The organism is Mesorhizobium sp. RSR380A (genome assembly GCF_054719385.1).
On the sequence record NZ_JBTTIB010000001.1, the window covers coordinates 2,977,958 to 2,989,868 of the forward strand.

The following is an 11,911-nucleotide window of genomic DNA, read 5'->3' on the forward strand; positions in this document are numbered from 1 at the left end:
ACGTCCTCGGCCATGATCAACCGACCGGGACCTCTTTCGACAATACCGGGCCGGCGAGGTCGTCGCGCGCATTGCGCGCGAGTTTCTTTGTCGAGCGCTTGGGGCTGTCGCCGAACAGCTCGGCCGCTCCGGCGAGGCAGCTCTTCTTCAGGCTTTTTTCCGAGCGCTTCAAAAGCTTGCCAAGAAGCCTTGTATCCTGCGCATCGCCGAGCGGCTCACCGTCGGCCTCGAGCAACACGCGCATGACGAAGACGTCGTGCAGTTCGCCGAGCCTTTCGCCCAGTTCGTCGACCGCCTTGCGCCGCACCTTGATCGGCGTCGGCCACAGCCGGCCGAGCAGCGACAAATGCATCGAGTGGGTCTTGGCAGCCTTGCGCAGATCGTGGAAATCCTCTGCTTCGCCGCGCGATCCCGCCCGGTCCAGCGCCTTCCTGGCACGGCGCAAGGTCTTGCGAGCGCCTTCCGCAAGCACATCGGCTGCATGCTCAGGCAGATCGGGGAGCAGCAGCCGCTCTATCCTGATGAGGCCTTCCTCGCAGGCGGCGGTGGCCGCGCCTATGGCGGCGTCGAGGCCGGCGCCGGCATGCGTTTCATGCTGGCGGGCAATCAGCCGGTCGCGCACGCTGTCGAGGCCGCCGCCGGCAACCTGCTCGGGAAAGGCGGCTGCCAGCCGGTCGACGGTCTCGACCAGCGCGGTCGCCTCGCGCGGCCCGGCAAGCAGCGCCGCCACCTGACGGTAGCATTGGTTCTCAGTCCGACAGAATGTTTCATTTCCGGAACGGACCAGCCGCAGCAAGGCGCGCGCGCTCTTCAGCCGCTTGCGGCATTTGTGCAATGCCTGCTCCGGCTGGTCGCGCGCGACGGCCAGATGGGCAAGCGCCTTGCCGATCTCCTCGCCAAGGATACGCCTGACCTCGCCGGTCAGCGGCAGGCGCGGATCGATGCGAAAGCTCATGCGGCGATCTCCGGAATCCCCCTAGAGCATGATGCCGAAAAGTGTGAAGCGGTTTTCGGACGACATCATGGTCCATCTCTTTTGATTTAGAGCCGGATTCCGATTTTAGGTCGACCCGACCTAAAATCATCCGGCTCTAGGGCGAGCGACGCGTTGTAAAATCTCTGCTCGCCGGTCACTTCGCGGCCGAGCCAATCAGGCAGCATTTCGTCAGGTACATCCTCCGGCGTCTCCAGTTCGGCCACCACAAGGCCGGCTAGAATCCCGCCGAAAACATCGACTTCGTAGAGATAGCCGCGATGCCTAACATGGTGGCGTGTCTTCTCGATGACATGTCCGACGGCGAAGGCCAGCATCTCCTCTGCGTCCGCCAGTGGAATTTCATATTCGTATTCGTCACGCTCGCGGATCTTGCTGCCGAATTTGAGCGTCAGCTTCGCCGAACTGCCGTCGCTGATGCGCACGCGCACGGTGCGGCCAGGTGCTGCGGCAAGGTAGAACTGGCGAATGCGTATATTTGCCTCGGCCATTTCTAGCCATTCGGCGGTGGAGACCAGGAACTTGCGTTCGACTTCCTTGCCCATGGCCGCGCACTAAAGCGTCTGCGGCCCGACATGGCAAGCGGCCGTAGATAATCAATTTGACTTTAATCAATCGATTGATTAAACACGCCGACATGATCAAATCCGCGCCCGACAAAATGCCCCGCCAGGAGACATCGCCCGCCGAGCAGACGCGCGCCGCACTGGTGCTGGCCGCGCTCAAACTGTTCGGGCGGCAGGGCTTCGACGGCACCTCGACGCGCGAGATCGCGGCGGAGGCGAAGGCCAACATCGGCTCCATCGCCTATCATTTCGGCGGCAAGGAAGGGCTGCGCGGGGCCGCCGCCGACCACATCGTTGAGACCATCCAGGCGGTTGCCGGCCAGGCGCTCGGCGGCATGCAGCTGCAAGGTCAAGCCAGTTCAGAGACGGCGCGGGCGCAGCTCTCGACCGCATTGGAGCGGATGGTAGGATTTGTCGTCGCCAGGCCGGAGGCGGGCGAGATCGTACAATTCGTACTTAGAGAGTTGTCGCATCCGACGGCCGCCCTCGACCGCATCTATGACGGGGTGTTCGAACCGACGCATCGCCGCCTCTGCCAGATCTGGGAACAGGCGACGGGCGAGCCGGCCGAAAGCGAGGCCACCAAGCTCGTGGTCTTCACGCTGATCGGCCAGGTCATCTATTTCCGCATCGGCCGCGAAGCAGTGATGCGTCGTATGGGCTGGCGCGAGATCGGTAACACCGAAGCCGCCAAGGTGGCGGCGGCGGTCACAAGCAATCTTGGCGCCATACTGGCGGCCCGAAATCCGGTCGCCCGCAAGGAGGGCAAGCGATGAGTTTTCTCTGTTCCCTGCCGCTCGCAGCCCAGCTGTTCGGCGCCTGCGCGCCGGCAGCGCCGCTTGCCGTCGGCTATGTCGAGGGCGACTATGTCTTGCTGGCGCCGATCGAAGTGGCGCAGGTCGAGACCGTCGCGGTCAAGCGCGGCGACCGTGTTGTATCAGGCACGCCGGTGGTGACTCTCGAAAGCGCCGACGCAAAAATCGCCGTCGCCCAGGCAGAGGCCGCGCTCGCCCAGGCGCAGGCGCAGCTGGCCGACCTGCAGATCGGCAAGCGGCCGGAGGAGATCGCGGTGCTGAAGGCCGAGGTCGACATGGCCAAGGCCCAGGCCACGGATGCCAATCGCAAATACGACCGCGCCGCCGACCTGTTCAAGCGCGGTGCCGGCACGCAGGCCGACTACGACACCGCCGCCGCGACGCTGGAGACCGCCAATGCGCAGGTCGGCCAGGCGCAGGCCAACCTCGCCGTCGGCGGTCTGCCTGCGCGTCCCGAAACGATCAAGGCGGCAGACAATCAGGTCAAACAGGCGCAGTCGGCGTTGGAACAGGCTGAGTGGCGGCTATCGAAGCGCGTGCTGGCGGCACCCTCGCCCGGCCGCATCAATGACGTCATCCGCAATCCCGGCGACACCGCCGGTCCGACCGCGCCTGTCATTTCGATGTTGCCGGACGGTGCGGTAAAGCTCAGCGTCTATGTCCCGGAAAGTGCGTTCTCGTCGATCAAGGTCGGCACGCTGCTTGTCGTCCATTGCGACGGCTGCGGGCCGGAGGTGAAGGCGCGCGTCAGCTATGTCTCGCCCGACCCGGAATTCACCCCGCCGGTGATCTACTCGCTCGAGAACCGGCAGAAGCTGGTCTACCTCGTCGAGGCGCGGCCTGAGGGCAAGGCGCAAGCGCTGCAGCCGGGACAGATCGTCGATGTCGAGCTGGCGGCCTCCGCAAAATGAACGCCATCGACGTTCATGGCCTGGTCAAGCGTTTCGGCGACAAGACTGTCGTCGACCATGTGACGATGACGGTGGCCGAGGGCGAGATCGTCGGCTTTCTCGGGCCCAACGGGTCCGGCAAGACGACGACCATCCGCATCATGTGCGGCCTGCTGACGCCCGACGAGGGCGAAGGTACGGTGCTGGGTTTCAACATCCGCACCGAGTCGCTCCTCATCAAGCGCGAAGTCGGCTACATGACGCAGAAATTCTCGTTCTACGAGGATTTGACGATCGGCGAGAATCTCGAATTCGTGGCGCGGCTCTACCGACTGAAGCCGGTCGAGGAGCATGTGTCGAAAACGCTGGAAGAGCTTGGCCTCACGAGCCGCCGCAACCAGCTCGCCGGCACGCTGTCGGGCGGCTGGAAGCAGCGGCTGGCACTGGCCGCCTGCATCATGCACAAGCCGAAGCTGCTGCTGCTCGACGAGCCGACCGCCGGCGTCGATCCGAAGGCGCGGCGCGAATTCTGGGACGAGATCCACCGGCTGGCGAGCGGCGGTCTGACCGTGCTGGTGTCCACCCACTACATGGACGAGGCCGAGCGCTGCCACCGCATCAGCTACATCTCCTACGGCAAGATGCTGGCCACCGGCACGGTGGACGAGGTGGTGACGAATGCCGGTCTGACCACCTTCGTGCTGCACGGACCGCGCCTCGACCAGGTCGCCGATGCACTCAGGGACCGGCCCGGCGTCGACCAGGTGGCGCCGTTCGGCGCGACGCTGCATGTCGTCGGCTCCGACAAGGCAAAGCTCAAAAAGGCGCTCGCCGATGTCGAGAAGGAGCACAAGGGCGTCAGCGTAAAACCCGGCGAGACCAGCCTCGAGGACGTCTTCATCCAGTTCATGTCCGGCTCGAAGGACAATATGGCATGAACAGCGTCTTCTCCTTCGCCAGGCTCGGTGCGCTGCTGATCAAGGAATTCATCCAGATGCGGCGCGACCGCATCACCTTCGCCATGATGCTGGGCGTGCCGCTTTTGCAGCTGGTGCTGTTCGGCTACGCCATCAACAACGATCCCAAAAGCCTGCCTGCCGCACTGGTGGCGACCAGCAACGACCCCTACACCCGCGCCATTGTCGCGGCTCTGCAGACCACCGGCTACTACCGCTTCGACCATGTCGCGCAAAGTGCCGAGGCTGCCGAATTCCTGATGGCGCGCGGCGATGTCGCCTTCGTCGTCACCATCCCGGCCGATTTCGGCCGCCGGGTGGAGCGCGGCGACAATCCGCAGATACTCATCGAGGCCGACGCCACCGACCCGGCCGCCGCCAGCGGCGCCATCTCGACGCTAAGCAAAGTGGCCAGCCAGGCGCTGCTTCGGGCGCAAGGCATGCAGGAGGCGGCGAGTGAGGCCGCCAGGGGCCAGCTCGATGTGGTGGTGCACCAGCGCTACAATCCGGAAGGCATCTCGCAATACAACATCGTGCCCGGCCTGCTCGGCGTCATCCTGCAGATGACCCTGGTGATGATGACCTCGATCGCGCTGACCCGCGAGACCGAGCGCGGCACGATGGAAAACCTGCTCGCCATGCCGTCCAGCCCGTTCGAGATCATGCTGGGCAAGGTGCTGCCCTATCTTGTGGTCGGTGGCGTCCAGGTGGTGGTGGTGCTGGCGGCGTCGAAGCTTCTGTTCGCCATTCCTTTCACCGGCTCGATGTCGCTGCTGCTTACCGCCGTATTGGTGTTCGTGCTGGCGCTGGTGCTGCTTGGCTACACCATCTCGACCATCGCCCGCACGCAGATGCAGGCGCTGCAGCTGACCTTCTTCTTCTTCCTGCCGTCGATCCTTTTGTCCGGCTTCATGTTCCCCTATCGCGGCATGCCGGGCTGGGCGCAGACCTTCGGCGAGATTTTCCCGCTGACGCATTTTTTGCGCATTACCCGCGCGGTGATGCTGAAGGGCGCTGAACTGCCGGCGGTTGCGGGCGAGATCGCCTGGCTGGTCGGGTTCGTGGCCTGTTTTGCCGGCGTCGCATTGGTGCGGTTCAGGCGCACGCTCGACTGAGCGTTCAGGAATTGAGCGATCGCGGACCGCTGACGAATGGACTGCCCCTGACATAGAACCGCAGCGGGCGGTCCGCATCCTTCGTGATGCCGATGCGGATGCCTTGGCCGATGTCGCCGGGCTCGTGCTCGTCGGCTGCCAGCCATAGCGGGCCTTGGCGGCACAGATCGAGGCCGTCCAGCGAACGGTCGATCCGCAATGCCTGGGCGAGCCGCCCCGGCCCGCGCGCCAGGTCGCGCAGGCGCTCCACGCCCCGGTTCAGCCGCATGATGGCGATGCCTTCGAGCGGCTCCAGCGCCCGGATCAGCACGCCGGTGCCGGTGCCCGGCCCCTCGCTCGAGACATTGAGCATCCAGGAGACCCCATAGGCGAGGTAGACGTAGGCGTGTCCGGGCCCGAGGAACAGCGAACGGTTGCGCGGCGTCATGCCGCGATAGCCGTGCCCGGCGGCGTCGCCGGTGACATAGGCCTCGGTCTCGACGATACGGCCGCTGACGATGCCTTCCGGCAGCTCCCGCACCACGAGCTTGCCGATGAGATAGCGGGCGAGATCGGCCGTATCATCAGGCAGTTCGGCACGATCGAGCGGATGGTGGCCGGTCATGCTACCGCCGCCGTGTTTCAAGGTATCCGTTCGACCCATTGCGCGCGCGACTGCCCCGGCTCGAACGGATCGCCGAAATACTGGGTCTCGCGAACCACCTAGCCATCGACGAACTCCATGATGCTCACCGTATAGGACGGAATCCCGTCATAGGTCAGGACATATTCGGTGATCCAGAGGTCGCCTGACCCGGTGATCCGCCGCACGGCAAAGCGCTTCCGGTTGGGCTGCGTGGCGCGCGACGACTGGATGTTGTGCCGTCCGCTGATGCGCTCGCCTGATTGCGGATAATCGAGCACCGCGTCCTCGCGATAGATCTGATGCTCCGTCTCCAGATCATTGGCATCGGAGGCAGCCCAATGGCGATCGAGAGCCGCCCTTATCTCAGCGTCTGCCATATCGGTTCTCAGGCCGCGGCCATGATCTCGGCATAGGTGGTGAAATCGACATTGCCGCCTGACAGCACGACGGCGACGCATTTGCCCGACAGTTCGATCTCGCCTGACGAGAGCGCCGCCAGCGCCACGCAGCCGCCGGGTTCGACCACCAGCTTGAGATGGGCCATGGCGTCGCGCACCGCCTGTGCGGCCGCCTTGTCGGAGACGGCGATGGCGCCGGCGAGGTTCTTGCGGTTGATCTCGAAGGTGATGGCACCGGGCTCTGCGGTGAGGATGGCATCGCAGATCGAACTGTGGCCGGGCTCGTTAGAAACCCTTTTTCCCTCGATCAGCGAGCGGCGGGTGTCGTCGAAATGCTCGGGCTCAACGGCCCAGACTGCTGTGGCCGGCGAGGCATCCTTGACGGCGATCGAAATGCCGCTCGTCAGGCCGCCGCCTCCACAGGGAATGACGACCGCATCGAGGCTGACGCCGAGCGCTTTTGCCTGGCGCATCAGTTCGAGACCGATCGTGCCCTGGCCGGCGATGATGGCCGGATCGTCGAAAGGAGGCACCAGCACCATGCCCTTGTCCATGTAGGGTCGCACCACCGTCATGCGGTCGTCGCGAAAGCGGTCGAACGGCACCACTTCGGCGCCCATCTTGCGGACATTGGCGATCTTCATCGCCGGCGCGTCGGCCGGCATGGCAATGACCGCCTTGACGCCGAACATGGCAGCCGCCGCGGCGACGCCCTGAGCATGGTTGCCTGAGGAGAAGGCGACGACGCCGCGGCTGCGCTCTTCTTCGCTCAGCGAAGACAGTTTGTTGTAGGCGCCGCGGAATTTGAACGAGCCGGTGCGCTGCAGCGTCTCCGGCTTGAACAGGATGCGGCCGCCGAAGCGTTTGTTGAGTTCCAGCGATTCGATCAAGGTCGTTTCGGCGATCAGGCCGGAGAGCCGCGCGGCGGCGGCATGGATGTCGGCGATCCCGGGAAGCGTGGTCATGGCGAAGTCCTGAAAGGGATGAGATCGGCGCATGGTGCACGCAAAGGCAGGCCACGCACCAATGAAAAAATGTGACCGTTACAAAGTTTGGCGGGCATGAGCGGCGACGAGGGTCAAACTGGCCCACCTCTCCCGCCTTTATCAGCTGGGCCGTATCGGCTAAGGGCGGGGGAGCAGAATCCCGGACCGCCAGACATGACCGCCAAGCCAAAACCCCTGTTTCTCGGTATCGACACCGGTGGCACCTATACCGATGCCGTGCTGTGGTCGGAACAAGGCGGGCCAAAAGGCAAGGTGCTGGCCAAGGCCAAGGCGCTGACCACGCGGCACGATCTTGCTGTCGGCATTTCCGGCGCGGTCGATGCGGTGCTGGGAAAATCCGCCACCGATCCGGCCGCTATCAAACTCGTGTCGATGTCGACGACGCTCGCCACCAATGCGCTGGTCGAGGGCCAGGGTGGGCGTGTGGCGCTCATCATGATCGGCTTTACCGGGGCCGACCTTGCGCGCGACGGGCTGAAGACGGCGCTCGGCACCGATCCGGTGGTGTTTTGTCCGGGCGGCCATGACGTGCACGGCAATGCGGCCAAGCTCGATCTGTCGGGGCTGGAAGCAGCACTCCCTGAACTCGGCGCCTCGGTGTCGGGCTTTGCCGTCTGCGCCTATTTCGCCACCCGCAACCCGGCGCATGAACTCGCCGCGCGCGACCTCATCCGCGAAAAGACCGGCCTGCCGGTGACCGCCAGCCATGAATTGTCGGCCAAGCTCGGCGGTCCGCGTCGCGCGCTCACCACCTTGCTCAACGCCAGGCTGATCTCGATGATCGACCGGCTGGTGGCGGCAACCGACGGATTTTTGGAAGCCCGCAACATCGCAGCGCCCCTGATGGTGGTGCGCGGCGATGGCGCGCTGGTTTCGGCGGCGTTTGCCCGCCAGCGGCCGATCGAGACCATCCTCTCCGGCCCGGCCGCCAGCCTGGTCGGCGCCCGCCACATGACGGGCCTGGACAACGCCATGGTGTCCGACATTGGCGGCACCACCACCGATGTCGCCGTGCTCGATGGTGGCCGGCCCCGGCTCGACCCCGAAGGCGCCACCGTCGGTGGCTTCCGCACCATGGTCGAGGCGGTCGCCATGCGCACCTTCGGCCTCGGCGGCGATTCCGAAGTGGCGCTGGAAGATGGCGCGCTCAACCCGAAGATCCTGCTCGGGCCGCGCCGCCTGGTGCCACTGGCGCTGGCCGGCATGATGCATGGTGTTTCCGTGACATCGGAGCTCGAGCGCCAGCTCAGGGCGCCCAACCCCGGCCGCATGGACGGCCGCTTTGCGTTGCGCACCGGCGTGCCGGACAGGCTCGCCGCCGGCCTGACCGCGCCCGAGGCGAAACTGTATGAACTGATTGGTGCCGTGCCGCTCGCCATCGACAGGCTGCTCACCTCGAACGCCCAGAACGCCACGCTGAACCGGCTGGTCTCGCGCGGTCTTGTGCATATCTCGGGCTTCACCCCCTCGGACGCCGCCCATGTGCTCGGCAAGCAGGCCAACTGGGACCCGCTTGCGGCCCGGCTCGGCGCCGAACTGTTTGCCCGCAAGCGTGATGGGCGAGGCCAGTACATCGCGCCGTCTCCGGAGGTGATTTCCGAACGCGTGCTGCTGACGCTCACGCGCTGGTCGGCCGAATACATTCTGGAGACAGCCTTTGCCGAGGATGGGCTGGATGGCGCCGCCACCGTCGCGCATGCGCTGGTGCAGCGCGCCGTCGATTCCCATCCCGGCATCGCAAGGCTCAGCGTCGCGCTCGATCGTCCGGTCATTGGCCTCGGCGCCTCGGCGCCGCTGCACTATGCCGGCTTGGCCGAGCTGGTCGGTAATGAGTGCGTGGTGCCGGAGGATACTGATGTCGCCAACGCGCTCGGCGCTGTCGTCGGCCAGGTCCGCGTCTCCGCCGAAGCCCGCGTCAGCCAGCCCAGGGAAGGTTTGTTTCGTTTGGCGTCGGGGCAAACGGTGCGCGACTTCACGGACGAGGCCGAGGCGATCGCGGCAGCGGAGGCTGATGTGCGGGCGATCGTAGCCGCGCGCGCGAAGGATGCCGGCACGGATAATGCCGAGATCGACGTTTCGACCGAGTTCAAGGTGTCTACGGTTGAGGCCCAACGGATGTTTATCGAAGCGCATGTGGTGGCGGTTGCATCGGGTCGGCCGAGGATTGCGGTTTAGGTGATCTCCCCCACGAGGGGAGAGATCAGCAGCTTCAAATTCCCCGCCTTCACCCTAAGCTGAATTGACCCTTCACCCCTGACATGCCAAAGGCCGCAAAGCCTTTCATCTGGAGAAGCCCTGATGACCGATCGCGTCGAGATCGCCGGATTGCGGATTGCCCGCGAACTGCATGACTTTGTCGGCGAAGCGCTGCCGGGTACCGGCATTGCCGCCGACGCCTTCTGGAACGGCTTTTCGGCTATCGTCCATGATCTCGCGCCGAAGAACCGGGCGTTGTTGGCCAAACGCGACGCCATGCAGGAACAGATCGACGCCTGGCACCGCGCCAATGGCGCGCCCATCGATATGGAGGCCTACAAAAGCTTCTTGCGTGAGATCGGCTATCTCGTGCCCGAAGGGCCGGCCTTCTCCGTGACGACCGACAATGTCGACCCCGAGATCGCCAGCGTTGCCGGGCCGCAGCTGGTGGTGCCGGTGATGAATGCGCGTTATGCGATCAACGCCGCCAATGCTCGCTGGGGCTCGCTCTACGATGCGCTCTACGGAACCGACGCCATTGCCGAGACCGGTGGCGCCGAGAAGGGCAAAAGCTTCAACCCCGTGCGCGGCGCCAAGGTGGTTGCCTGGGCGAAGAGTTTTCTGGACGAGTCCGTGCCGCTCACCTCGGGCAAATGGGCCGGCGTGAACGGGCTGACGGTTTCGGGTGGCACCATGCGGCTCGGCGCTGGCGCCGGCGGCACCACGCTGGCCAACCCGAAACAATTTGCCGGCTATCGCGGCGACGGTGCCAACCCGGAAGCCATCCTGCTGGTCCAGAACGGCCTGCACATCGAGATCCTCATCGACCGCACCAACCAGATCGGCCGCACCGACCCGGCCGGCATTGCCGACGTGATCCTGGAATCGGCGCTGACCACCATCCAGGACTGCGAGGATTCGGTCGCGGCGGTGGATGCCGAGGACAAGGTCATCGTCTACCGCAACTGGCTCGGCCTGATGAAGGGCGATCTGGCGGAGGAAATCAGCAAGGGCGGCAAAACCTTCACGCGCAAGCTCAATCCGGACCGCGCCTGGACCGCGCCCAGTGGTGGCGCGCTGAGCTTGCCTGGCCGCTCGCTGATGCTGGTGCGAAACGTCGGTCACCTCATGACCAATCCGGCCATCCTCGACCGCGATGGCAACGAGGTGCCGGAAGGCATCTTGGATGCGGCGATGACGGCGCTGATCGCGCTGCACGATGTCGGCGCCAACGGGCGTCGGATGAATTCCCGCGCGGGCTCAATGTATGTGGTGAAGCCGAAGATGCATGGGCCGGAGGAAGTCGCCTTCGCAGTCGAGATTTTCGACCGCGTCGAAGCGCTGCTCGGTATGGCGGCAAACACCATCAAGATGGGCATCATGGACGAGGAGCGGCGCACCACCGTCAACCTCAAGGAGGCGATCCGCGCGGCGAAGGAGCGCGTCGTGTTCATCAACACCGGCTTCCTCGACCGCACCGGCGACGAGATCCACACCTCGATGGAAGCCGGCCCGATGATCCGCAAGGGCGACATGAAGCAGGCCGCCTGGATTTCCGCCTATGAGGCGTGGAATGTCGACGCCGGGCTCGAATGCGGGCTGGCCGGCCATGCCCAGATCGGCAAGGGCATGTGGGCGATGCCCGATCTGATGGCGGCGATGCTGGAACAGAAGATCGCGCATCCCAAGGCCGGCGCCAGCACCGCCTGGGTGCCGTCGCCGACGGCGGCGACGTTGCACGCCACGCACTATCACAAGGTCGATGTCCATGCCGTCCAGGCGGCGCTCAAGAGCCGGCCGAAGGCGAAGCTCGATGATATATTGTCGGTGCCGGTGGCGGTGCGGCCGAACTGGACCCCCGACGAGATCCAGCGCGAACTCGACAACAATGCGCAAGGTATTCTTGGCTATGTCGTGCGCTGGATCGACCAGGGCGTCGGCTGCTCGAAAGTGCCCGACATCAACGATGTCGGCCTGATGGAAGACCGCGCCACGCTGCGGATCTCCTCGCAGCACATCGCCAACTGGCTGCACCACAAGGTGTGCTCGCAGATCCAGGTGATGGATTCGCTGCGGCGCATGGCGGCGATCGTCGACCTCCAAAATGCCGGCGACCCGCTCTACCGCCCGATGGCCACCGATTTCGACAATTCCATCGCCTTCCACGCCGCCTGCGACCTGGTGTTTAGAGGCCGCGAACAGCCGAATGGCTATACGGAACCGGTGCTGCACGCACGGCGGCTGGAGCTGAAGGCGAAAGAGCGGGCGAATTAGCGCCTGCGTTTCCCTCCCCCTTGAGGGGAGGGTGGCCCGAAGGGCCGGGTGGGGTCCTGCGTGAAGTGCGGCGAC

The 11,911-nt window shown here is 65.0% G+C and carries 10 protein-coding genes and 1 pseudogene; 6 read left to right on the forward strand and 5 right to left on the reverse strand.

The genetic code is table 11. The annotated features are described in order from the left end of the window. Positions 1 to 16: 16 nt before the first annotated feature. Both ACYG9Z_RS14465 and ACYG9Z_RS14470 read right to left on the reverse strand, forming a co-directional pair. Positions 17 to 955, reverse strand: a complete 939-nt coding sequence (locus ACYG9Z_RS14465) for a CHAD domain-containing protein (protein WP_352804760.1) — start codon at positions 953 to 955, stop codon at positions 17 to 19. A gap of 86 nt (positions 956 to 1,041) precedes the next feature. After that, complete coding sequence (locus ACYG9Z_RS14470) at positions 1,042 to 1,539, reverse strand: CYTH domain-containing protein (protein ID WP_023726774.1); 498 nt, start codon at positions 1,537 to 1,539, stop codon at positions 1,042 to 1,044. Between the two features lie 92 nt (positions 1,540 to 1,631). On the opposite strand from ACYG9Z_RS14470, the gene ACYG9Z_RS14475 reads away from it, so the two are divergent. Genes ACYG9Z_RS14475 through ACYG9Z_RS14490 form a run of 4 tightly spaced genes read left to right on the forward strand, consistent with a single transcriptional unit; the run spans position 1,632 to position 5,336 of the window. Further along, a complete protein-coding gene (locus ACYG9Z_RS14475; RefSeq protein WP_023726775.1) occupies positions 1,632 to 2,336 on the forward strand; it encodes a CerR family C-terminal domain-containing protein in 705 nt (234 codons plus the stop codon). Continuing rightward, on the forward strand, positions 2,333 to 3,286 hold the full coding sequence (locus ACYG9Z_RS14480) for an HlyD family secretion protein (protein WP_023752363.1): 954 nt from the start codon (positions 2,333 to 2,335) through the stop codon (positions 3,284 to 3,286). The genes ACYG9Z_RS14475 and ACYG9Z_RS14480 overlap by 4 nt, the downstream gene beginning before the upstream one ends. Beyond that, on the forward strand, positions 3,283 to 4,203 hold the full coding sequence (locus tag ACYG9Z_RS14485) for an ABC transporter ATP-binding protein (RefSeq protein ID WP_023752362.1): 921 nt from the start codon (positions 3,283 to 3,285) through the stop codon (positions 4,201 to 4,203). Before ACYG9Z_RS14480 ends, ACYG9Z_RS14485 begins: the two co-directional genes overlap by 4 nt. After that, a complete protein-coding gene (locus tag ACYG9Z_RS14490) occupies positions 4,200 to 5,336 on the forward strand; it encodes an ABC transporter permease (RefSeq protein ID WP_023752361.1) in 1,137 nt (378 codons plus the stop codon). The genes ACYG9Z_RS14485 and ACYG9Z_RS14490 overlap by 4 nt, the downstream gene beginning before the upstream one ends. A gap of 4 nt (positions 5,337 to 5,340) precedes the next feature. Here ACYG9Z_RS14490 and ACYG9Z_RS14495 read toward each other — a convergent pair whose 3' ends face one another. The 3 genes and pseudogenes from ACYG9Z_RS14495 to ACYG9Z_RS14505 form a co-directional block, all read right to left on the reverse strand. Then, a complete protein-coding gene (locus ACYG9Z_RS14495) occupies positions 5,341 to 5,940 on the reverse strand; it encodes a DNA-3-methyladenine glycosylase (RefSeq protein WP_023728790.1) in 600 nt (199 codons plus the stop codon). A gap of 17 nt (positions 5,941 to 5,957) precedes the next feature. Then, positions 5,958 to 6,338, reverse strand: a pseudogene (locus ACYG9Z_RS14500) (nuclear transport factor 2 family protein). Between the two features lie 8 nt (positions 6,339 to 6,346). Then, on the reverse strand, positions 6,347 to 7,324 hold the full coding sequence (locus tag ACYG9Z_RS14505) for a threonine ammonia-lyase (RefSeq protein WP_023673293.1): 978 nt from the start codon (positions 7,322 to 7,324) through the stop codon (positions 6,347 to 6,349). Between the two features lie 195 nt (positions 7,325 to 7,519). On the opposite strand from ACYG9Z_RS14505, the gene ACYG9Z_RS14510 reads away from it, so the two are divergent. Continuing rightward, a complete protein-coding gene (locus ACYG9Z_RS14510) occupies positions 7,520 to 9,541 on the forward strand; it encodes a hydantoinase/oxoprolinase N-terminal domain-containing protein (RefSeq protein WP_023752360.1) in 2,022 nt (673 codons plus the stop codon). Positions 9,542 to 9,664: 123 nt separating this feature from the next. Continuing rightward, positions 9,665 to 11,836 carry a malate synthase G gene (locus ACYG9Z_RS14515; RefSeq protein WP_023752359.1) on the forward strand — a complete coding sequence of 724 codons (2,172 nt, stop codon included), beginning with the start codon at positions 9,665 to 9,667 and terminating at the stop codon, positions 11,834 to 11,836. The last annotated feature ends 75 nt before the right edge of the window (positions 11,837 to 11,911 follow it).

What these genes read in the sequence shown, in the direction of transcription:
- ACYG9Z_RS14465 (WP_352804760.1), bottom strand. Translation starts at nt 955, where the DNA reads ATGAGCTTTCGCATCGATCCGCGCCTGCCGCTGACCGGCGAGGTCAGG.
- ACYG9Z_RS14470 (WP_023726774.1), bottom strand. Translation starts at nt 1,539, where the DNA reads ATGGGCAAGGAAGTCGAACGCAAGTTCCTGGTCTCCACCGCCGAATGG.
- ACYG9Z_RS14475 (WP_023726775.1), top strand. Translation starts at nt 1,632, where the DNA reads ATGATCAAATCCGCGCCCGACAAAATGCCCCGCCAGGAGACATCGCCC.
- ACYG9Z_RS14480 (WP_023752363.1), top strand. Translation starts at nt 2,333, where the DNA reads ATGAGTTTTCTCTGTTCCCTGCCGCTCGCAGCCCAGCTGTTCGGCGCC.
- ACYG9Z_RS14485 (WP_023752362.1), top strand. Translation starts at nt 3,283, where the DNA reads ATGAACGCCATCGACGTTCATGGCCTGGTCAAGCGTTTCGGCGACAAG.
- ACYG9Z_RS14490 (WP_023752361.1), top strand. Translation starts at nt 4,200, where the DNA reads ATGAACAGCGTCTTCTCCTTCGCCAGGCTCGGTGCGCTGCTGATCAAG.
- ACYG9Z_RS14495 (WP_023728790.1), bottom strand. Translation starts at nt 5,940, where the DNA reads ATGACCGGCCACCATCCGCTCGATCGTGCCGAACTGCCTGATGATACG.
- ACYG9Z_RS14505 (WP_023673293.1), bottom strand. Translation starts at nt 7,324, where the DNA reads ATGACCACGCTTCCCGGGATCGCCGACATCCATGCCGCCGCCGCGCGG.
- ACYG9Z_RS14510 (WP_023752360.1), top strand. Translation starts at nt 7,520, where the DNA reads ATGACCGCCAAGCCAAAACCCCTGTTTCTCGGTATCGACACCGGTGGC.
- ACYG9Z_RS14515 (WP_023752359.1), top strand. Translation starts at nt 9,665, where the DNA reads ATGACCGATCGCGTCGAGATCGCCGGATTGCGGATTGCCCGCGAACTG.